Here is a 20,181-nt window from a genome sequence, read left to right on the forward strand (position 1 = left end):
ACAGTAGGTTAGCGAGGCAAAACCCGCCATATCAGATTCTGATCGCTTTCGACGGCGGGTCAGATGCACTATAGAAAAAGCGGAATGAATGGCACATGTCAGCCTTTGTCATGCCCTGTTCATGTTCGCTGCGCGTGTCAGCTATGAGGGTCTGATGAAAATACTTGTTGCCGAAGACGACGATACGCTGCGCAATAATCTTGGTTGCCTGATGCGAGCGCGTGGCGATGTCGTAAGGCTGACTGATAACGGCAATGACGCACTGTTTCTGGGGGAGACCGAAGATTGGGATGTCATCGTTCTTGATCTGGGGTTGCCGGGACTGGACGGGCTTTCGGTTCTGCACGAATGGCGCAGTCGCAATATGGCGACCCCGGTTCTGATCCTGTCGGCACGTGACAGTTGGAATGACATCGTATCCGGGCTACGCAGCGGGGCTGACGACTATCTGGCAAAACCCTTTCACTCCGAAGAACTCATGGCACGGCTCGAAGCCTTGGTGCGGCGCGCAAGCGGACGCGGTGCGCCCTCGATTGAAGTCGGGGACCTGTCAGTTCTGCCCGATGAAAAGACAGCCTATTTCAAGGGTCGGACTATTTCTCTGACCGCGTTTGAATTTCGCGCTCTGGAGCATCTTGCCCGGCATGCGGGTTCGGTCGTCAGCCGAGCAGACCTGATTGAGCATATCTATTCCGAGGAAATAGACTTGAATTCAAACGTCATCGACGTTTTGATCTCGCGCTTGCGCCGCAAGATGGCGGCCTCTTTAGTGGAAACCGTGCGCAGGCAAGGTTATCGGATTCCCACAGATGATCGGTGACTGGGCCACGATTCCACGCCGCGTATCGATTGCGTCAATCGCGATATGTTGTGCCGTACTTGGACTTGGCGCGGCTATTTTCATTCAGCTCTATCGCGTCCAGGAAATCCGCGAACTGGAATTGCTTCTTGCCCAGGATCTGTTGATCGAATCCAGCCGGATCACTTTGAACGGGACTGACATAGAGCTGTCCGAAGGAGTCGGGCGCGGGATTTATGACCTAGAAGATGTAAACTGGGTTTGGCAGCTCATCGAAGATCAAGTGAGTGGCCCCCCCAAAATTCTGTTTCAATCTCCGTCACTTGGCCCGGTCACCGCGAACAGCGTGGTTCTTGCCGTACCATCCTCCGGCGAGAGCGATTTCATAAGCCCGAACGGAGGCATTGTGCGCGGTATATCGGCCCCCTTTCCGGGAGCCGCGCCCGAAGAAAGACTGAGTTTCCGGATTGCAGCGCCCATGCGGCATGTCAGCGAAGGAATCCGCAGTGCGACTCAGCTGGTTGCACTGGTTTTCTTCGGCATCGCCCTGACGGTTTCGGTTTCGGTTTATTTTACCGTAAATCGGGGTCTCAGACCGCTCAAACGGCTCAGCGAATCAGTCAAAGCCATGCGCCAGCACGATACAATCATTGATGGGCAAAACTGGCCGCCAGACTTGATCCCAGTGGTTGATGAGTTGCGAGAGCTGCATCGTCGCAACAACACAAATCTTGGAAAAACTCGCAGGAAGAATGCCGAATTGGCGCATGGGTTGAAAACGCCGCTGGCCGCTCTGATCCGCGTTGCCGAAGCGCTGGATGATGACAGGCGCGATCAGATTATTGGCCTTGTCGATCGGATGACGCGGGTCATCAAGCGCAACCTAAGCCGCGCCCGGACCGAACGTCCTTATGGCAAATCTTCAGCCGTTCGTACCAGCGCCGAAGACGTAATGTATGCGCTTGGTGTTATTTTCAGAGACCGAATGCCCGAGGTGGAAATCACCGTAGATGCCGGAATGATATTTTTCGGCGAGATGGCGGACATTCAGGAGATTTTTGGCAACCTGATGGAAAACGCGTGTTTCTGGGCTGAAAGCCACGTGCGTATTTCAGCGGTCGCAGAGGGCAAGGATATGATTACGCTTTGCATCGAAGACGATGGCCCGGGTATGGAGCAAAGCCGGCAGATGTCCGACGTGTCCACCGGTGAAGACAGAGGTGAACGCGGGTTAGGCCTGTTGATTGTCCGGGATATAGCCGAGCTTTATGGAGGAATGGTCCATATCGGGACATCCGCTCTGGGTGGGGCGAAAGTGTCGGTCATACTGCCTGGATGGATCGAAACGCCGAAATAGATATCTATACGGCTATTTGTTTCCCTGAAATCACCAATGTGGGTATGCTTGCAGTATTGATATCACATTGCGCATGCAATCCATCCGTTGGGCATAAAACACGCAACCAGATGAGAGTTACATGTTATCAGTAGATTGGTTGATTGAAGACATATGCTTTCAGCTGACATCCAGTATGCCTTTCATTGGGTAATCGTCGACTGCTGTATTTGATGAGATTGTATAAGACGTGATGGTATTGCGCCTTCTTATTTCCCTCATTGTGTTGGCTGGCATTGTACTGGCCGGTCAGGGCGTTGCAGCAACACTTGCTGCTGATGCGGTGCGGCTGGATGAGGTATTGCCCTATTTCGCAGCCAGCGGCGTTCTGTTTTCCTATGTCTGGGTTCCTCTGGTCGCGCTGTCTGCTTCGGCGCTTTTTGTGGCACCGGGGTTGCTGCTGGCTTTGGGAATAGCTGCGCAGGGGGACCGGTTTGAGCACTGGCTGCTCAAGGGGTTTACATTGTCCTTGTTCGGTGTGCCTGCGCTCGCCGCAATGGTACAGGCCGTCAGCGGTGTTCCCATGGCCGGGACGGCCTTCATTCTGCTGCTTGTCTTGCTTTGCCTGCCCGGCATCGGCCTGATCGCAGCCCGACCCAACCCCGAGATCTTGCGGGGCAGGGGTTGGGATATAGCCGGCATGATTGCCTTGCCGCTGGCTGTTCTGGTCTTGCTGGCTCCGAAATTCTACTGGGAGTCGCTGAATGACGACGGGGCGCACAGCTTTCTGAACGCGATGTTGTTCATGACCCGTGGCCTGCCGTTCTGGCCACCGGACGCAGGGGGAGTCGGGGGATATCCGACTCCGAAAATGATGACGGAAACCTTCCTGCAAAGCGGGTTCATGCGGTTTTTCGGGCCCTATGAAGTCTCTATCCGTCTTGCATATTTGCCAGGGGTTTCGATCCTTCTTGGGGTGATTTTGTCCTTTGTACGCGATCCCGAAGGACCTACTGACCCACGAACCGTTTTCGGGCTTGGGGCTGCCCTGCTGCTGTTTTCCTTCGTGATGGCATTCAATCCATCCTACAATCCGTATTTCGCCGACATTGCGCTGCCCATGGCGCGTGAGCCGATGATTCTGCTGGGGGTGCTGGGCTATATCCTGTTCTTCAGCGAACGCAGGTTCGCCGGGATGGCGTTGGTGTCCACTCTGGCCTTGCTAACCGCACCGAATGGCACCCTTCTTATCGGGTTTTTTCTGATTTCCCACTTCCTTCTGACCCGGCCACTGCCATTCGGGCAGGTGATTGTTGGAGGGATGATCGCCCTTGGTGTCCTGGTTCTGGCATCACTGTTTGAGATGATGCTGACATGGTGGGGGCTGATGGACGTGTCCGATGAGTTTGGGGCTGGCAGTATTCTGCGCCGCCTGCGCTTCGTGACGATCTTCGACACCGGACGGTTCCTGTTCTGGCTGCTCCCTTGCGGGATTCTGCCCGGTCTGGCACTGCTGGCCTGGCCCTGGCAGGATAAGCTGTCCAGAACACTGACGCTGACGGTCATTGCCTACGTTCTGTTTTTCTATGTTCAGGCCTATCGCATCCTGCCCCATCATTTTGCACCCGCCGCAGTCATACCACTGATTGTCTTCTGGCGTTTGCGGCCGGTTCAGGTTGCTCCGGTCTCTGCACTGGCTTGTGCTCTGACAGGGCTTGCGGTCAGCGCCTGGATCAGTTGGCCAGAAACCCTGCGCCCGTTTACCCAGACCCGGGATCTTGGCTATCGTATCTCTATCGAAACCGATGAGAGCCCGTTCCCTGACCTGAACGAGATACGTGTTGTTCCGGCACTGATTGCCGGGGCATTCCCGCCCATCTGGACACAGGCCGAGTTGGAAAAGCGCTATATGGCTGGCCAGTTGTCGGTCTATGTTCATGCCAGAATGCCTGCGCCGGACACTACGACCGCAGATTATTTCATACGCGCGGCAACAGCAGCTCTGGTGGATGGAGAAACTGTAATTGGCGAAGCTTTGGAGGGTTGGGTTTTGGTGGCGCGCGATCAGACAGTTTACGAAAATGACCTCGGGAACACCGATATTCCGGTCAGTATTGCACGTGCCTATCGCGTACCACTTGATACCATCTTCGGACAGGGCACGCGTGAGACACCCTACCCGGTTTGGGACATCGCGAAAGTAGCGGGTCTAAGATAGCCACCGATTGAGAAATATAAGATTTGTCCCGAAGAAAAACGGGCAGTTAAATGGAGAACTCTATGAAGCAAAATCTTGCAAAACTGGTTGAATCATACCCGGTCCTCCAGAAGCCTGCCTATTTCGCCTATATCGGCGTGGTCAGCGCCCGGAATGTCAGCCGCCGGTTCGCCATGAACAATCTCGGCTACCTGCCCAAACGTGTTTCTGACAGGGGCCAGGACATGTGGGTGATCAACGAAGTTTATAATGGCAAGCGCAATGGTTTTTTTGTCGAGCTTGGTGCCGCCGATGGATTCTCAGACTCAAACACGTTCGCTCTGGAAAAGCATTATGGCTGGACCGGTTTGCTGATCGAACCCAACCCGGTCAATTACCATCGGATTACAAACTGGCATCACCGCACGGCCACCCCGGTTCCGCTGGCGGTTGATCCCGAACCGGGAAAGCTGGAGTTCATGATTGACGGTCAGCGCAGCAGCCTGCTGGTGGATGAGGCCGATAACATGACCGAGCGACGCGCTTCGAAACTGGCCCGGTTCCGGGAAAAGGGCAAGGTTGTAACGGTTGAGGCCGTACCTCTGGATGAGGTGTTCGATCGCTATAACGCGCCCAAGGATATCGATTACTTCAGTCTGGATGTCGAAGGGTCGGAAACGCGGATTCTGCGCAACTTCCCGTTCGACAAATACCGTTTCCTGGCCATGACAATCGAACGCCCGACGCCGGAGCTCAACGAGTTGCTGTTCGCCAATGGCTATCATTTCGTGCGCAATTCGCTTTACGACACGTTCTATGTGCATGAAAGCAACCCGCGCTTCGATCAGGTTGAGAAGTTACCGTTCGAACAACTCCCCGCGAAGCAGTTCTGAACCTGCCTCTGGCACACACGCATGTCGCGCGAACAGTCAGTTCCGCGTGACATGGAGTTTCTGCTTCTGCCCCAGCACGTGATATTCGAACAGGCACCAGACATAGATGGTGGCCGAGTAGACATAATAGACCTGGTGATAGAGCAGGCATTTGAATGCGAACCACGGTCCGCCATGCCCGGACATGGCGCGCACCAGATCGAAATTGGCGACAAAGGCGGCTGCAAGCAGCAATAAGGGTAGGGGCCATGCCCCCGGCCAGAATGGCAGGGCCAATATCGACAATAGCAACAGCCCGGCGATTGCCGCCCGTGCCCGCTCGGCCATCGAGGTGTTCAGGTCATCCGTCAGCCCCTCGCGCGAGATCATCAGCCGGGCCCAGGGCAGGGCGCGACAGAAGATATCCGTGCTCAGGCTGTTGCGGATGGTCCAGACTTTCAGATGCTTGCCCTGCAAAAGCGGCTCGACCAGGATGCGGCGACCGGTGCCCGCGATCCGATAGCCCAGTTCGATATCCTCGATCGAGGGGACCTCATAGGTTTTCACGTCGAACCCGCCAACCTCAAGAAACACGTCGCGCCGAATTGCGCCGCACCCAGCCCAGAAGGTGCACGCCTCGCGCCGGGCGCGCTGATGGTGATAGCGGTGCAGAAGGTTCTTGTAACGCGAGAACCACGATTGCCCATCCGGCGCGTCGTCATAGGATCCAAACACCGCCCCAACATTATCCTCGGACATGGCACGGCGGATATGCTCTGGGCCATCGGGCCATGCGATGACGTCGGAATCGACGAACCACAGGATGTCACCGGTGGCGTGTTCGGCGGCCAGGTTGCGCGCAGCCCCCGGCCCGCCATTGACCGGCGTGGTCAGAACCGTGGCCCCCATTTCGCGGGCAAGGGCCGCAGTGCCGTCCGGGGACTGGTCATCGACGACCAGAACCTGCTGCACCTGGCCGGTGTTCAGCATTTCAATCAGGGGTGTCAGGACACGGGGCAGCAGATGCTCGGCCTTGTAGGCGGGCATGACGACGCTGATGGAAAGGGTTTGATCTGAAGTCACGAGGTTTCTCCGGCCGCGCCTTGCGACACTGACGAACGCTGAACAAGAAAAAGAAAGGCAGCCGTGAAAGGCAACAACCACATCACACGGGCACCATATCGGTCTGCGGGTTGCGAGACCCCGCCACAGACCAGCGCATTCACTGCAATCCCGATCAGAATGAACAGTGCGAACAGTTTCAGCGGGGGGGCAACTCGTCCAGGCCATAGCAACAACCCGATCACAATGATTGCCGAGATCAGATAGATTGTCGCGTGGATGGAATTGACCGGACCCAGCCAAGGCTGATCGCGTGTCAGGACAATTTTGTCCAGAACCGCCAGCTGCGCCTCCGGCAGTCCCGAAAGCGATTTTGCGTTTCGGATGACAGCCTCGTTCGGGATGGTCATCTCGATGCTGTTCATTCCCAGCTGGGTGAACGTATTTTTGCCAAGTGCGTATATCGTCCCGAACGGCCGGGCGGCCAGAACCTGCAGGAAAAAGGCCCGCTGTTCGGCTGCTACGGCCCGCTGATCCTCAATCGGCATCAGCCGGAAAGACCCCAGCTTTTCGGATTGTTCGAAAATGATATGAGTAGCGGTCAATCGGTAAGGGTCATCGGACCAGGACAATGCCTCGTGCAGGGCGCAGGTTGCCAGATCGGTGCGCGGACAGACATCATCCAGATAGTCCAGGCCGGGGCCGTCAACGATCAGACGTGCCGTGATATAGGGTGTATAGATTACCTCTTTCCGCGCAACGGTTTCTGTTGCGAACTCAAATGCTTTGCGCTCGGCAATGGCCAGCGCAACAAGGCATATGACAAACCCTGCCGCAAGCCATCGCCCATATCCAAGACGCAGTAAGGCAGCCAGCACGACAAAGGGCACCATCAGTACGGCAATCCCCAGATGCGAGGGGTGCAGGACCACCGCGAACGCTGCCAAGGCCAGCGCGCCCAGCCATTCTATCAAGTTCATGTAACGACCTGCGGCAACAACCGCCGCAATCAGGATCAGCATCACCGATGTGAAAATATCCGGCATGACATAGGCGATATAGAAGGGCAGCGCGGTCACTGCCCCCGCTAATAAAGGAATGGTTACCAGTTGAAGCGTGCTACGCCCGGTTTGTGCGCTGCGCTGCAACAGGCGCATCGTCAGCCAGATTGCGAACAACAATGCGGCCAGATGAACCCCCGCAACGGCCCCCAGCGCATCGCCCCGCCAGAAAGTCGCAACCAGCAGCGCATAAGCCATCGAGCGTGATCCGCCGGTGACCTCATCCTCTTCACCGTTTTGTTCAGCCTGGCTGCCACTTGCCCCATTTTGAGCACCGGCCGGTTTTGGTGCAGGCAGGATAAGTGAGAGCGCTATATTGCCCTGTCGAAAATAGCTCCCGGTGTCAAAGTAATAGAGCGGGCCGCGATTGATAATCAAAACCGCCAGGCAAATGACCACCGTAGCTGCAAACAGCAGAGCCCCTCTGAACCTTCGGGGTGATCCTCCCGATGCAGTTTGCGCGGCCATCACTGTCCTACAGCTCCTTCATCGCCATCGCAGCAGGCTGAAACAGGCAGTTGTTGCCTTCAGCCACTTCCCGGATGCATCTCTCGACCAAAGCGCCCAATTTCATGGCGCTGGTTACACCCCCGGACGAATTCATCAGCGGTTCCCGCAATTTCTGCCGTCTCAGGCACAGCATCAATTCGCACTATCTCCCTGCTCACAGGCAGGCACTTCAAACAAACGGGCAAATTGCAAAAAAAAATCCGATCGAAAATAAGCGCCTGTACTCAGTACAATAACAACTCAACGCTACACGAAACTTCCGGTGCGTCGAAGGAGAAATATGACAAGCTTCGGGTTTCATATCTTTTTCCAGGTAGGGGGCACCTACAGACGCCATGCACTAACTTTCTTGCAGACAGTGGTTCGTTTTGGACGGGATTGTTTCCCGTCCGGAATGCAGTGCGATCAGGCCTGATCTCAGGCGCAAATTTTATTTTTGCAAGACGATTGCTGCGGTGATGCAGGCAGGACAGCGGCCAAACCTTATGATGTACGTGTCAGCAGATCCGCTCATCAGCCTCTAACAGCGCGCGCGCCATGAACATGAACAGAGCATGACGGCCTCAGCCACGCCACGTTCATCTACCGTTTTTATATTCTCCGGACCCCACGTCGTCAGTAATCAGTTCCCAGTTTTCAAAAATGAAATACAGACCCGAAGTAGATGGATTACGTGCGCTCGCGGTAGTGCCAGTTGTGTTTTTTCACGCTGGCTTTTCACTCTTCAAAGGCGGTTTTGTCGGCGTCGACGTCTTTTTCGTAATTTCGGGTTATCTGATTACCTCAATCCTTCTCAAGGAACTCGAAGCTGGTACGTTTTCTCTTCTGAAATTCTATGAACGCCGTGCCCGACGCATTCTACCCGCTCTGGCAGTTATGGTCGCCGCCTGCATACCGGTGGCGATTTTCCTGATGACACCGACGGAAGCAAAGAATTTTGCGCAAAGCGTCGCCGCCGTCGGCCTTTTTGCTTCGAACGTATTGTTTTGGGTCGAGAGCGGTTATTTCGATCTAGACTCGGAAGAGAAACCGCTTCTTCACACTTGGAGTCTCGCGGTAGAAGAGCAGTTTTATATCGTATTCCCGCTGCTTTTGCTGCTGTTATGGACCTATAGAAGAAAACTGCTTGTTCCCATCTTGGTGCTCTTGGCCCTGCTCAGCCTTGTGCTGTGCGAATGGGGTTCGCGAAATGCACCAAGCGCCACATTCTTTCTTGCGCCGACGCGTGCGTGGGAGCTGTTGGCCGGATCGTTCTGCGCCATGATCCTGCGAAGGGGCACCACCTCCCATGATTTGCTGGCCGCATTGGGTGTCGTGATGATCGGGGTCTCCATTTTTGCCTTTGGTGAGACGACCCCATTCCCATCGGTCTATGCCCTGCTTCCGGTCGGTGGCACAGTCTTTGTAATCCTGTTTGCCGGACCGACAACAGCAACGGGAAAACTGTTGGCCAAGCCCGTCTTCGTCGGTCTCGGGCTTATCAGCTACAGCGCTTATCTTTGGCATCAACCGCTCTTTGCCTTCGCCCGTCTCTGGACGCCATGGGCCCCATCGCCAACCGTTCTCGTCTGCCTGATCATTCTGACATTCGTGATCGCGTATCTAAGCTGGCGCTTTGTTGAAACGCCGTTCCGCCGCACTTCGGGGCCGCATTCCATTGCCCGGCGGCCGGTTTTCATCCTGGCAGTCACGGTCTCATTGTTGTTTGTGGCATTCGGCGGCTGGGGACAGATGACGAAAGGCTGGCGCAACGCCTATCTGGCGCGCATGTCTGAAGCGGAAAAACGCATGCTTACCCTGACCGAGCATGCGTATAATGAACAACTCGCCAATGCGCTGTCGCGCTTTGATAATGGCGACTGCGTCTTTGATATCCGCACGATTGATGAGGCCGTACGTCAGCGTGTCGTCGACTGCGCAAAGAAGTATGGCCCCGGTGTTCTCGTTCTGGGCGACAGCCACGCGATTGACCTTTACGGTGCGGTTATAACCACATCTCGGGCCAATGAGCCCTTCATGGTAGGCGTTGTCTCAGGTGGTTGTCGCCCGCATACGCTTTTGCCTTATTGCGCCTACATAGAACTTGCCGAATTCATTGAATCTCACCCAGATGTTTTTGAATTCGCAGTCTATGAACAGGCGGGGTTTTATCTGTTGCACGGGGCCGGGTTTGATTTAGGTGGAAGGCGTATGTTCGAAAGGTTGTCGCCAAATGAACCCGTACCCCGTTTCGAGCCCCACATGGGTTATGTTCAGGCCGTAAAGGAGTATCTGGAACGCATCGCATCCCATATTCCGACAGTCTGGCTATCCCCCCGGATCGAGCCACATATTCAACCGACCTTTATCCGGAAGGCGGGATGTGAATACCCTTATATGCTTCGCCCCGGAACGGAAGAGGTCTTTTTGAAACTCGAAACTACGATCGCCGAAACTCTTTCAGCATCGCCGGTGGAATTCATGTCACAACACAGCTTGCTCAAACTGTCTTTCCCGGAAGACTTCTTATCCTGTGATGTTCTTTTCTGGTCGGATGGTGACCACTTCAGCAACGCAGGTGAAGAACGATTTGGAAAAAGGATGCAGGTTATTCAGAACGCACGCGCTGTGCTTGGGCTGGAGCGGAAGTGAAGCTCTTGGCGCCTGACGTTCCGTGTGCCCATGATTCTCTTAACAATTACACCACCCATGTTCACAAAAGAGAAACAAACCAATCTATGCGACTACATTATGCTCTCATGATCACCTGGATGCCGCAAAAAAAACATAATTTCTCAAAAAGACCTTAGCAATCAAACAGAAATGATTTATCAATCTTTAACAGTAGGTGCCGTGCTAGGGGTATGCATGGACTCTGTTAGGTGGAAATAAAAGGTGGGTCCTTTAATGTTTAGAAATTTGAAAATGATGCTTGTGGGGCTTGTAGCCGCTGTCTTTATGAGCAGTTCGGCCAGCGCTCTGACACAAGTAGCTGCCGGCGGCAGTTATGACATCACATCCGATAACCTGTTTTTTGGCGCGGTTGACACAGCTGCGGGCGGCCCGGGTGTCTACTCTGTCAATTTCACTTCGCCGGTTGATCCTCTGTCCGCATCTGCGCAAGCAACCATCGGCATTCGTCTGCTGACCAACGCTTTCCCGCTGGGCCTGACCGTAAGCTGGGTCGATGCAAACAACCCCTCCAATGTATTGGCCTCGACATCTGTCCTAGGCGGTGTGACGACGACACTGAGCACAATCTTCAGCAGCTTGTCTCCAAACACCCTGAGCCAGAACCTCGTGTTTAGCTGGGCTTCTTCTGCACCAAACGTGTCCTTTGACTTTGATGTGGCTGCAGTTCCGCTGCCGGCCGGTGGTCTTCTGCTTCTGACTGCACTTGGTGGTCTGGTCCTGACCCGTCGCCGCAAGGCTGCCTAAGCAAAACACACAAATCTGACCTACATGATCAGGGGCCGCTTTGCGGTCCCTTTTCAATTGGCTTGATCAGATATTACCGCCCGATGCCTGGCGCAGCATCCAGACCATCCTCTGACATCTGAGCCGGAACAAGGTGATGATTGCGCGCAAGACCTCACCGGTTGAGGCCAATTTGTTACTGGATACAACTTTCGGGGTGTGTACGACTGCGCTTGCTGGCATGGCCAATGCACGAATAGCCCACCGCAAACGCGATGCAGCATTTGTTCCGTTCAGCTGATACCCCTCTTGCGTCGTTCGCCGCCATTTGGCCTTCAGGGCCGGCCAGTCCTGCCGGGATGGATGGCTGACGCAAAACTCGTCCCGGTAAATCAGACTATAGCCCCGGGCAACGGCGCGCATGGTCCATTCCCGATCCTCGGATACGCCATTGATGAACCCGCCAATCTTGTCGAATACATCCCGTCGAGTCAGAAGGTTGCCTGCCCCGGAACATCCCTGAACTTCGATATACCGACGGAAATTAAAGGCAAATACAGCCTCAAATGCCTCAGCCCCGCTGCGGGGTGACGGGGTTTCATCAAACACATCAACCCGGCCTCCGATCAAATCTGCCAAATCTGCAATCTGGCGTCCGACCGTCAGCCAATCTGGCGCAGGAACACAATCCGCATCGATAAAAAACAAACGTGGTGCCGTTGTTTCCGCTACGCCACGATTGCGCGCATGGGCTGCTCCCTTTTGCGGCTCCACCAAAAAACGCACCTCGGGGAAGGCCTGCCGGATACCATCCAGCGAAATCGGAGAGTTGTTGTCTACAACAACGACTTCGGTGCCCTCAAGATCATTTTCTCTGAGTGCGCGCAGGCATCGTTCCAGCCTTGGAAGGTCGTTATAATGAGGGATGATTACCGCATTGACCGGGGCTTCTTCAGTACGTGCCGTACTCATTCCCGAAGGCCCCACTGATATACCGGCATTTGTTCAAAACAATTCCCATGACATTCGTGAGTTCCGCCAATTGCCGTTCAGCGATGTCGATATGATCAATGCTTGTTTCTTCAGCTGCTGCCAAAAGCAAAGCGCAGTCGACATTCCTAAGAAAACCGTGGCTGTCATCGCTGGCCATCAGCGGTGGCGTGTCAAACAGAATGACATCCGGCTTGTATTCCGCTTCGAGCCGTTCCAGGAATTCGATTGTCCGGCGGCTTTGCAGAATTTCTGCAGGGTTGCGTGTTGAAGAGAAGTTCAACCCGAAAATCACGTTGTTACCGTGGCGCAGTGCGTGTTCGTGAAACGGCACTTTTCCCTGGATGACATCGGCCATACTGTAATTTCCGGTTTGCTTCAGTATCTCTGCCAATCCCCTGCGCCGCATGTCGAAGTCGATCACGATCGTGCGCAAATCCTCCTGTCTGCTCAGGCTGAATGCCAGATTTGCAGCTGCCGTGCTTTTACCGCACCCGCTATAGGGAGAAGTAAGCGCTACCCTCCGCCAGCCTTTGGACAGGGTCTGCTGCAACATCTTGGTCCGCAACATGTCATAAGGCGTTGCATCAGCGCCACCGTGAAAAGACATCAGACGCTTGCGGGAGATGAGCCCAGAGTCGATCTTGATCTCAGGTACATTCAGCCAGATGTCCTCATCGGCGCTTTCCTGAGGAATATGCTGCTGTTCTTCAGTTACTGGCTGCAGTGGTTGAAGCTGTTGACGGCTGTCGCGTGCCCTGCGGGCCTTCTGAATCGCCTGCTGAAGACGGTCCATTACACCCTCCTTGATTCAATCAGAACAGAAATCACTAGAACACCCCAAGCTTGTCGATCATTTTTTCAGCGAACAGATCCAGCGGTAGATAATAGGTATGCACAGCCCAAACGCTTGCAGGCACACCAACCATAATCACCAGAATCGCTACAACCCAGATAAGGCGCTGCTTCATCACTTCACCCCGAGATCGTACATATGGGATGGTCGCGATGGGCCAAACGTCCAGCTTCTTGATCAAATCCTCGGGTCGGCGCGGGGCCCGGTTCAACACCTCAAGCAAAAAGATCAAAGCCAAACCCAAGGCGATACCAGTCCCTATTCCCCCGCCTGCAATTACCAGACGGTTCGGCTTGGTCGGTGCGCTAGGAACAGAGGGGTGTTCAATCACCGAAATCCGCTGACCCTGAGATGTAACTTCGATCCGCTCACCGGTCGAAGCCGAGGCCAAACGAGAGACGGCTGTATTATATTGTGCCTGGATATTACTTTGGTCGCGCTGCAATTCTGCCAGAGTAATCGAGTTTGCAGGAGTCAGTTCAATTGACTGGGTTACCTTTTCAAGACTGTCCTCAGTGACGGTACGCTGATCTTCAAGTGCGGCAATTTGTGAATCCAACTGAGCCAGCTGCAGATCAAGTGACGAGTTACCCGTTTGCGTGTTCGTCGTAGCTGCGCTTGTACTCTGTTCAACCGCGACAACTTCCTCCAAACGATTGATCCGGGCACGTAGAATCTTAATTTGCGGGCTGTTTTCGGAATAGATTCCCAACTGGTTATCGAGCTGGTTGCGCAATTGGGTTAGTTGTTGCTGGGCCTGCGTCTGTGGCTGCTGTCCAACAGTCGTGATCTGACCTGTCGTGCTGTAGATTTCCAGCAGCTTCTCTCGCTGCTTCTGCAGGGTAAAAATCTGCTGATCGGTTTGCTGAAGACTGGCTTGCAATGTTCCTTGCCGCGCCATGCGAAACTGCAGGCTGGTCGGCAGGGCACCAGCGTTCTCACTCTGAAACTCAAGAACCCTCGCGTCGGCCCTGTCGAGTTCGGCACCAAGGCGCTCGACTTCCTGCTCAAAGAACGCAAGGGTGTCAGATGCTCGTTCTTTACGATACTCGACATCAAGCTTTTGAATTTCCGTTAGATATTCGTTCAACACGCCGGCCACGATTGGCCCGCTTCTGCCGTCGAACGTAATAGACATCAGGTTTGCCTGATTACGACCGGAAGAGATTCGAACCCGTGTATTTGAACGCAGCTCATGAAGTATCTCATCCGGAGTGGCCTCGTCCTGGTTCGGCAACACCTTATACTTGCGCGAAATATCAAGAAGAACCGGCCGCGTGAGCAAACGTTGTTCAACAATCTGGAGCTGCTCGGACGGAGATGTCGTAACCGTACTGGCCGCCAAATTTCCCGGAATCTGCGGCGATTCAACAATCAGACGTATTGCGGAAGAATAGGTTGGCGGCAAAGTCATTGCCACGGTGACCGAAATCGCGGAGACAATCGTCGCCACAATGAGGAAATACGGAAACCGCCTCAGGAAAATGGAGAAATAGTAGCGTGCAGGACCCATCTTAGACCGTCAGCTCCTTCTCAAGTGAGTTTCCGCCAAAGAATACGCCATCATCGACCACCTGATTGACAATGGCCTCGTCGACCTTATCCGCTTCATTTGTCCAGGCATAAAGCAGGGCGAAGTCGCAGAACTGATTGACCAGGCGCGGCACACCGCGGGTCTGCTGAAAAATCACCTTGCAGGCGTCTTCTGTAAACTCGCCGCCGGACCCGCCAGCCGTTTTCATTCTGTGCCTGATATAGGCTTCGACGGACGACTCATCCATCCGTTCCAGATGAAAACTTGCGGCCACGCGCTGCGTCAGCTGGCGCATCTTGGGGTCCAGAACCATGTCGCGCAACTCAGGTTGGCCAACCAGAACAAGCTGGATCAGTTCGTCCGTGTTCGAGTTGATATTGGTCAGCATACGGATTTCTTCCAGACCTTCGACTGTCAGGTTCTGCGCTTCGTCAAAGATCAGGACCACCCGCCGCCCTTCTGCATATTCCGCGACCAGAAAATCCTGCAGATCCCGGAACAGCTGAACATAGGGGGCGTCGTTGTTAATTGGCAGGCCCAACGCATGCAGAACCCATTGCAGCAGCTCTCCGCGGCCACCTTGCGCATTCGAGATCAGCCCAACGGTGATCGACTCTTCCATTTCACTCAGAAGATGCTGCACCAGGGTTGTTTTCCCAGCCCCGATCTCGCCTGTCAGCACTGTAATGGGTGCACAGCTCATAATACCGAATTGCAAGACAGAATAACCGCGCTTGTGCAGCGGTGACCAGTACATGAATCCGGGGTCCGGAAGCAGTGTGAAGGGCCGCCGATCGAGCCCGAAATAGTCTAGATAAAACCCGTCACTGGACGCCATTGCACCTCGGCTGCCTTCCGCCTTGTCAAACCTCGTACCGGCCCCCTGGAGATTATCCAAACTTAAACTCTGAACCACCAGAAATCCCTTACATAAAGAACACGTCACATAAACAAAAAGTACTTGGGTACTACTTTGCCACAAAATCAAGATAGCAGGCACCACTAAACTGCACACGCGATGAATTGACCTGTCGCCCCCTTCAATCAGAAACATTTCTCGCAATTGTTTCCATCTACGCCTTTGAAAAAAGCCCGTCGATGACGCCTTGGCAATCCGGCAGGAATACGAGTCAAAAATGCCTCTGGAGGTCAAAATCAGCTCCAAAAGCATAAAATTTTACCCATTGTACCCAAAGGGGAAACGGAAACCCTTGAACTTTCAACAGACCAGTTGAGCAGAGTTTCACGATACCGTTAGAAAACTCTCGTGCTAAGTCGTTCTGAGGTGTCCTTGCCAGTATTAATGTTTTGCAAGCCAAGCTGAATTTGTTAACACTTGATTACGGGAAAGTGGCCTCGCGAGTGAGCAAGCGCAGGGTCAAAGTGATATAAAAATGTAAGATTTTAAGTATATGTAGTTGAGGTCGAGCGTGTTCTGTTCCTGGGTTTGGTAAGTGGTTCGTGAGTATTTGTGTGTTTTGGGGGTTTAAATAGTGACAAGTCATTCAAAAGAAGTGGCCAACGCTGGCGCGGGCTACTCTAGCATCTCTGTTATGCCGACCTCAGTTCAGTACCCGGGGTTCTACAGAGGTGTGGGAAAACGCATCTTTGATATCGCGTTTACACTGTTTGCAGCGCCGTTCGTCGTTCCGATGGTTGTGCTTCTAGCCGTATTTCTGGCCAGTCAGGGCGTAACACCGTTTTACCGGCAGGAGCGGGTTGGAAAAGACGGCAAGGTTTTCAAGCTGCTCAAACTGCGCACCATGGTGCACGACGCTGAAGCCGTGCTGAAAGAACATCTGGCAGCCGACCCCGAAGCCCGGGAAGAGTGGAACCGCAACCAGAAGCTTCGCAACGATCCACGCATCATTAAATTCGGCACATTCCTGCGTAAATCCTCAATGGATGAACTGCCGCAGTTCTGGAACGTTTTTGTGGGTGAAATGTCCCTGGTCGGACCTCGCCCGATGATGGTGAACCAACAGGAACTGTATCCCGGCAAATTCTACAACGCGATGCGCCCTGGCATTTCCGGGTTTTGGCAAGTGTCCAAGCGCAACCAGTCTTCATTTGCCGAACGCGCTTATCACGACACAAACTACTGGAAAAGCATGTCGTTCGGCACAGATGTGTCAATCCTGATCCGGACTATCTCTGTCGTCCTGCGCGGCACCGGGTGTTAAACCCGGAACGCGTGGCCGGGTAAAACTGTCGGCTGCGTGCGATTTCGTAACTTTTGCGGGAGTGCAGCATTGAGCAGAGCCGGAACCTCTATCAATAAATTTCTGGCCAGCGCCTTCTTGGCCGTAGCCCTGCTATTGAGCGCGTGCGACTCGGCCGAGGAACGCGCGGAGGCGCATTTCCAGGCCGGACTGGCTCATCTGGAAGCCGGTGACGTCGAGCGCGCATTGGTCGAATTCAAAAACGTCTTCAAACTCAACGGTCAGCACAAAGAGGCGCGACTGACCTTCGCCCGGCTGGAGCGCGAGCGGGGCAATATCCGTGGTGCCTACAGCCAGTATCTGAGACTGGTAGAGCAATATCCGGACAACCTCGAAGGACAGCGCAGCCTTGCCGAGATGGCACTGGAAATTGGCAACTGGGATGATGTCAGACGTTACGGCGGCGCTGCCGCAGCACTGGCCCCGAACGATATCGAAATCAAATCCATCAACAACACGCTGACTTATACCGACGCGGTCAGAAATGGCGATGCCGCAGGCGTGGATTTCACTGTCCACACCGCCCTCAAGATGATCGAGAAACACCCCGATCTGATGACTGCGCGGCAGATCGTGATTGACCATCTGGTCCGCAACCAGGACTGGACCGGCGTCTTGAACGAGACCAGTGCGGGACTTGATATCAATCCAAAGGAGGAAAACCTTTACGGGATTCGCCTCCGCGCGCTGCGGGAACTGGACAAGCCCACTGAAATCGAAACGCTGCTCAGACAAATGGCATTTGTGTTCCCTGACGATGAAGGCGTCGAACAGTTACTCGTCCAGCATTCTATCGACCAGGGCAATCTGGATGCCGCAGAACAGATGCTGCGCTCAGAGGTGGACCCAAAAGACACAGATTACATGCCAGCCCAGCGTCTGGTCGCGTTTTTGAACGAAAATCGCAGTATATCGGCCGCGATTACCGAATTGGATACGATCATCACGCATAACGGACCCAATACCGCACGCTTCAAAACGATACGCGCCGCATTGAAATTCCGTTCTGGCGACAAACAGACCGCAATTGCCGAGATGCACGCATTGCTTGAAGGCGCGCAACGCACCATTCAGACAAGGGAAAACGAGGTGGAATTTGCAAGAATGCTATTCCAAACTGACGACCCCGGCGCAGCAAGAACCTTGATTGAAAACGTGCTTTCAGAAGATCCCACCCAAGTTGAGGCGCTCAAGTTCAAGGCATCATGGTTGATTGAAGAAGACAATATCGGTGATGCCATTGTTCAATTGCGCGAAGCACTTCGCCAAGATCCCCGCGACCCGCAATTGATGACCCTTATGGCGCAGGCTCATGAACGCAATGGGGACAGGGAGCTGATGGGGGAAATGCTGGCCCTGGCGACGGAAGTATCGCGAAATGCGCCGGAGGAAACACTGCGCTACGCTCAGTTCTTAATAGAAGAAAATGACCCGGAAATTGCCGAGCGCATCCTGATCGCATCTCTACAGCAGACACCCGAAGAACCCGATCTTCTGTTCCTTTTGGGTGAAGTTTATCTGGGTATGAAAGACTGGGCGCGGCTGGAGGTTGTCCTGCGCTCTGTCAAGGACCTGAACACCCCCGAGGCACGGCGCCTCGCAAATGAACTCAAAGCCCACATGCTTGCAGCCCAGGCGCGCACGGAGGAACTGACTGCCTTCCTGAACGAGTTAACAGATGATCCCGAATTTGGCCTGCCAGCCGATATCGCACTTATCCGCTCGTTGCTGGCACAGGGGCAGGCCACTGCCGCCTTTGCTCGCCTTGACGAACTGCTCGCAGAAGATCCGGATTCTCTGCCGGTGCGATTGGTCAAGGCCCACGCCTTGACGGGCGAAGGCAAACGCGGCGAGGCTGAGCAGCTCTATCGCGCGATCCTCGAGGACTATCCGGATACAACGCGGGCCTGGTTATCACTGCACGCACTGATCGTTGAACGCAACGAGGTTGAACTGGCCAAAAGCATTCTGACAGATGCCCTGACCAGATTGCCCGAGAACCCCGAGCTTCTCATGTTGCAGGCGGCAGATCACGAACGCTCCGGAGAGCTGGATCAGGCGATCTCGGTCTATGAAAAACTTTACCCGCTCAGCAACCGATCCTTGGTTGTGGCCAACAATCTGGCCAGCCTGTTGACAACCCACCGCAGCGATGACGAAAGCCTGCAACGCGCCAGCGTTTTGGCAAGGCGACTCCGCGGCACCCGCGTGCCTGTCTTTCAGGAAACCTATGGCTGGGTTTCTTACAGAATGGGCAATTATGACGAGGCCGTCAGCTACCTTGAACTCGCAGCGCGCGCATTCCCCGATCACCCCACAGTTCTATATCATCTGGGCAAAGCCTATGCCGCTGTCGACCGTCGAGAGGACGCCCTGCGCGCGTATCGTGCAGCACGGGCGACGGGAGTTCCCCTGAACATTTCACCTTCGCTGGAAGAAGAGATCGAACAGGTCAGTTCCGCGGGCAAGCTGGGGCAATAGTGCCTCCAAAGCGAAATCCGCTGCAAATCTGCCGCATCTCGCATCCGTATGAAATGCTACAGATTGTTTCGTTACCAATGAGTTGGCATAAAGGGGAAAAATATGAGAGATTTGAACATGCGGACAGTAATCGCTTCATTGATTGCGTTTGTCATGACTATGGTCGTGGCAAGCGGGGCTTGGGCGCAATCCTATCAGATCCAGCCGGGTGATGCTCTTCAGATCGAGGTGTTGGAAGACCCCTCCCTGAACCGAACCGTTCTGGTTTTGCCAGACGGCTCCATCACCTTTCCCCTTGCCGGATCAATTCGGGCAGGAGGACTATCAACTAATGGATTAAGTTCATCCCTGGCATCGGCGCTGGCACCAAATTTCAATGCACCGCCGACCGTATTTACATCGATTGCAAGGGTCGCACCTCCTGCGTTTCCCGGATCTCTCACTCCAACCGGACCGACAATTGATGTCTTTATCATGGGTGAAGTCAACGCACCCGGAAAATATCTTGCAACCGAGGGAACAACTATTCTTCAGGTTTTGGCCCAGGCTGGCGGCCTGACCAATTTCGCGGCTCGCAAGCGCATCGAATTGCGCCGGGCTGACAGTAAAGCAGGCGCGGTAAACAAATATAAATATAACTACGATGGCTCGGGCAGTGGCATCAAAGGCAATACAGTTCTTAAGACCGGAGACGTTGTTGTGGTGCCCGCACGCCGTTTGTTCGAATAGGGGCTTATACAGGTGGGAAAATCCAAAAATAAACTATCCACCACGCTGGGGGGCGGGATAGCTTTATTCTTTTTGCTGACGCCTGCGGTTGGACAGCAAAACCTGACGCAACAAACAACTGTACAGCAAACATCTG

At 54.3% G+C, this 20,181-nt stretch carries 16 protein-coding genes; 9 read left to right on the top strand and 7 right to left on the bottom strand.

Annotated elements, in window-relative coordinates; translation table 11 throughout:
- Positions 1-88: 88 nt before the first annotated feature.
- The 4 genes from ACR0BK_RS16310 to ACR0BK_RS16325 all read left to right on the top strand — a co-directional run bounded on the left by ACR0BK_RS16310 (position 89) and on the right by ACR0BK_RS16325 (position 5,225).
- A complete protein-coding gene (locus ACR0BK_RS16310; protein WP_480555452.1) occupies positions 89-820 on the top strand; it encodes a response regulator transcription factor in 732 nt (243 codons plus the stop codon).
- Positions 810-2,156 (top strand): sensor histidine kinase, encoded by a 1,347-nt coding sequence (locus tag ACR0BK_RS16315; protein WP_480555453.1) that lies wholly within the window; start codon positions 810-812, stop codon positions 2,154-2,156. The genes ACR0BK_RS16310 and ACR0BK_RS16315 overlap by 11 nt, the downstream gene beginning before the upstream one ends.
- A 232-nt stretch (positions 2,157-2,388) precedes the next feature.
- Positions 2,389-4,353, top strand: coding sequence for a hypothetical protein (locus ACR0BK_RS16320; protein WP_480555455.1), 1,965 nt, complete (start codon positions 2,389-2,391; stop codon positions 4,351-4,353).
- Between the two features lie 62 nt (positions 4,354-4,415).
- On the top strand, positions 4,416-5,225 hold the full coding sequence (locus ACR0BK_RS16325; protein ID WP_209507445.1) for an FkbM family methyltransferase: 810 nt from the start codon (positions 4,416-4,418) through the stop codon (positions 5,223-5,225).
- 36 nt (positions 5,226-5,261) lie between these two features.
- Here the strand turns inward: ACR0BK_RS16325 and ACR0BK_RS16330 are convergent, their stop codons facing one another.
- The 3 genes from ACR0BK_RS16330 to ACR0BK_RS16340 all read right to left on the bottom strand — a co-directional run bounded on the left by ACR0BK_RS16330 (position 5,262) and on the right by ACR0BK_RS16340 (position 7,931).
- Positions 5,262-6,287 (bottom strand): glycosyltransferase family 2 protein, encoded by a 1,026-nt coding sequence (locus ACR0BK_RS16330; protein ID WP_480555456.1) that lies wholly within the window; start codon positions 6,285-6,287, stop codon positions 5,262-5,264.
- Positions 6,284-7,705 carry a hypothetical protein gene (locus tag ACR0BK_RS16335; RefSeq protein WP_480555457.1) on the bottom strand — a complete coding sequence of 474 codons (1,422 nt, stop codon included), beginning with the start codon at positions 7,703-7,705 and terminating at the stop codon, positions 6,284-6,286. Before ACR0BK_RS16335 ends, ACR0BK_RS16330 begins: the two co-directional genes overlap by 4 nt.
- Positions 7,706-7,802: 97 nt before the next feature.
- Positions 7,803-7,931 carry a hypothetical protein gene (locus tag ACR0BK_RS16340; protein WP_480555458.1) on the bottom strand — a complete coding sequence of 43 codons (129 nt, stop codon included), beginning with the start codon at positions 7,929-7,931 and terminating at the stop codon, positions 7,803-7,805.
- Positions 7,932-8,479: 548 nt separating this feature from the next.
- Here ACR0BK_RS16340 and ACR0BK_RS16345 point away from each other — a divergent pair.
- Together ACR0BK_RS16345 and ACR0BK_RS16350 are read left to right on the top strand one after the other, a co-directional pair.
- Complete coding sequence (locus ACR0BK_RS16345) at positions 8,480-10,468, top strand: acyltransferase family protein (RefSeq protein ID WP_480555459.1); 1,989 nt, start codon at positions 8,480-8,482, stop codon at positions 10,466-10,468.
- 255 nt (positions 10,469-10,723) lie between these two features.
- Positions 10,724-11,254, top strand: coding sequence for a VPLPA-CTERM sorting domain-containing protein (locus tag ACR0BK_RS16350; protein WP_480555460.1), 531 nt, complete (start codon positions 10,724-10,726; stop codon positions 11,252-11,254).
- Between the two features lie 66 nt (positions 11,255-11,320).
- On the opposite strand, the gene ACR0BK_RS16355 is transcribed toward ACR0BK_RS16350, so the two are convergent.
- Genes ACR0BK_RS16355 through ACR0BK_RS16370 form a run of 4 tightly spaced genes read right to left on the bottom strand, consistent with a single transcriptional unit; the run spans position 11,321 to position 15,451 of the window.
- A complete protein-coding gene (locus ACR0BK_RS16355) occupies positions 11,321-12,205 on the bottom strand; it encodes a glycosyltransferase family 2 protein (protein ID WP_480555462.1) in 885 nt (294 codons plus the stop codon).
- The gene (locus tag ACR0BK_RS16360; protein WP_480555463.1) at positions 12,186-13,019 is read right to left on the bottom strand and encodes a CpsD/CapB family tyrosine-protein kinase; all 834 of its coding nucleotides are present in this window, start codon (positions 13,017-13,019) and stop codon (positions 12,186-12,188) included. Before ACR0BK_RS16360 ends, ACR0BK_RS16355 begins: the two co-directional genes overlap by 20 nt.
- A gap of 34 nt (positions 13,020-13,053) precedes the next feature.
- Complete coding sequence (locus ACR0BK_RS16365; protein ID WP_480555464.1) at positions 13,054-14,592, bottom strand: GumC family protein; 1,539 nt, start codon at positions 14,590-14,592, stop codon at positions 13,054-13,056.
- Position 14,593: 1 nt separating this feature from the next.
- Complete coding sequence (locus ACR0BK_RS16370; protein WP_480555466.1) at positions 14,594-15,451, bottom strand: ExeA family protein; 858 nt, start codon at positions 15,449-15,451, stop codon at positions 14,594-14,596.
- Positions 15,452-16,166: 715 nt separating this feature from the next.
- On the opposite strand from ACR0BK_RS16370, the gene ACR0BK_RS16375 reads away from it, so the two are divergent.
- The 3 genes from ACR0BK_RS16375 to ACR0BK_RS16385 all read left to right on the top strand — a co-directional run bounded on the left by ACR0BK_RS16375 (position 16,167) and on the right by ACR0BK_RS16385 (position 20,045).
- Positions 16,167-16,796 carry a sugar transferase gene (locus tag ACR0BK_RS16375; RefSeq protein ID WP_480555468.1) on the top strand — a complete coding sequence of 210 codons (630 nt, stop codon included), beginning with the start codon at positions 16,167-16,169 and terminating at the stop codon, positions 16,794-16,796.
- Positions 16,797-16,865: 69 nt separating this feature from the next.
- On the top strand, positions 16,866-19,316 hold the full coding sequence (locus ACR0BK_RS16380) for a tetratricopeptide repeat protein (RefSeq protein ID WP_480555469.1): 2,451 nt from the start codon (positions 16,866-16,868) through the stop codon (positions 19,314-19,316).
- A gap of 138 nt (positions 19,317-19,454) precedes the next feature.
- Positions 19,455-20,045 (top strand): polysaccharide biosynthesis/export family protein, encoded by a 591-nt coding sequence (locus ACR0BK_RS16385; RefSeq protein WP_480555470.1) that lies wholly within the window; start codon positions 19,455-19,457, stop codon positions 20,043-20,045.
- Positions 20,046-20,181: the final 136 nt, after the last annotated feature.

The sequence above is a fragment of the Ruegeria sp. AF1 genome (assembly GCF_056542125.1).

Excerpts from the sequence above, each read along its gene's own strand:
- ACR0BK_RS16325 (WP_209507445.1), top strand. The coding sequence starts at position 4,416 with ATGAAGCAAAATCTTGCAAAACTGGTTGAATCATACCCGGTCCTCCAG.
- ACR0BK_RS16360 (WP_480555463.1), bottom strand. The coding sequence starts at position 13,019 with ATGGACCGTCTTCAGCAGGCGATTCAGAAGGCCCGCAGGGCACGCGAC.
- ACR0BK_RS16340 (WP_480555458.1), bottom strand. The coding sequence starts at position 7,931 with ATGAATTCGTCCGGGGGTGTAACCAGCGCCATGAAATTGGGCGCTTTG.
- ACR0BK_RS16315 (WP_480555453.1), top strand. The coding sequence starts at position 810 with ATGATCGGTGACTGGGCCACGATTCCACGCCGCGTATCGATTGCGTCA.
- ACR0BK_RS16345 (WP_480555459.1), top strand. The coding sequence starts at position 8,480 with ATGAAATACAGACCCGAAGTAGATGGATTACGTGCGCTCGCGGTAGTG.
- ACR0BK_RS16350 (WP_480555460.1), top strand. The coding sequence starts at position 10,724 with ATGTTTAGAAATTTGAAAATGATGCTTGTGGGGCTTGTAGCCGCTGTC.
- ACR0BK_RS16310 (WP_480555452.1), top strand. The coding sequence starts at position 89 with ATGGCACATGTCAGCCTTTGTCATGCCCTGTTCATGTTCGCTGCGCGT.
- ACR0BK_RS16370 (WP_480555466.1), bottom strand. The coding sequence starts at position 15,451 with ATGGCGTCCAGTGACGGGTTTTATCTAGACTATTTCGGGCTCGATCGG.
- ACR0BK_RS16365 (WP_480555464.1), bottom strand. The coding sequence starts at position 14,592 with ATGGGTCCTGCACGCTACTATTTCTCCATTTTCCTGAGGCGGTTTCCG.
- ACR0BK_RS16320 (WP_480555455.1), top strand. The coding sequence starts at position 2,389 with ATGGTATTGCGCCTTCTTATTTCCCTCATTGTGTTGGCTGGCATTGTA.
- ACR0BK_RS16375 (WP_480555468.1), top strand. The coding sequence starts at position 16,167 with ATGCCGACCTCAGTTCAGTACCCGGGGTTCTACAGAGGTGTGGGAAAA.
- ACR0BK_RS16355 (WP_480555462.1), bottom strand. The coding sequence starts at position 12,205 with ATGAGTACGGCACGTACTGAAGAAGCCCCGGTCAATGCGGTAATCATC.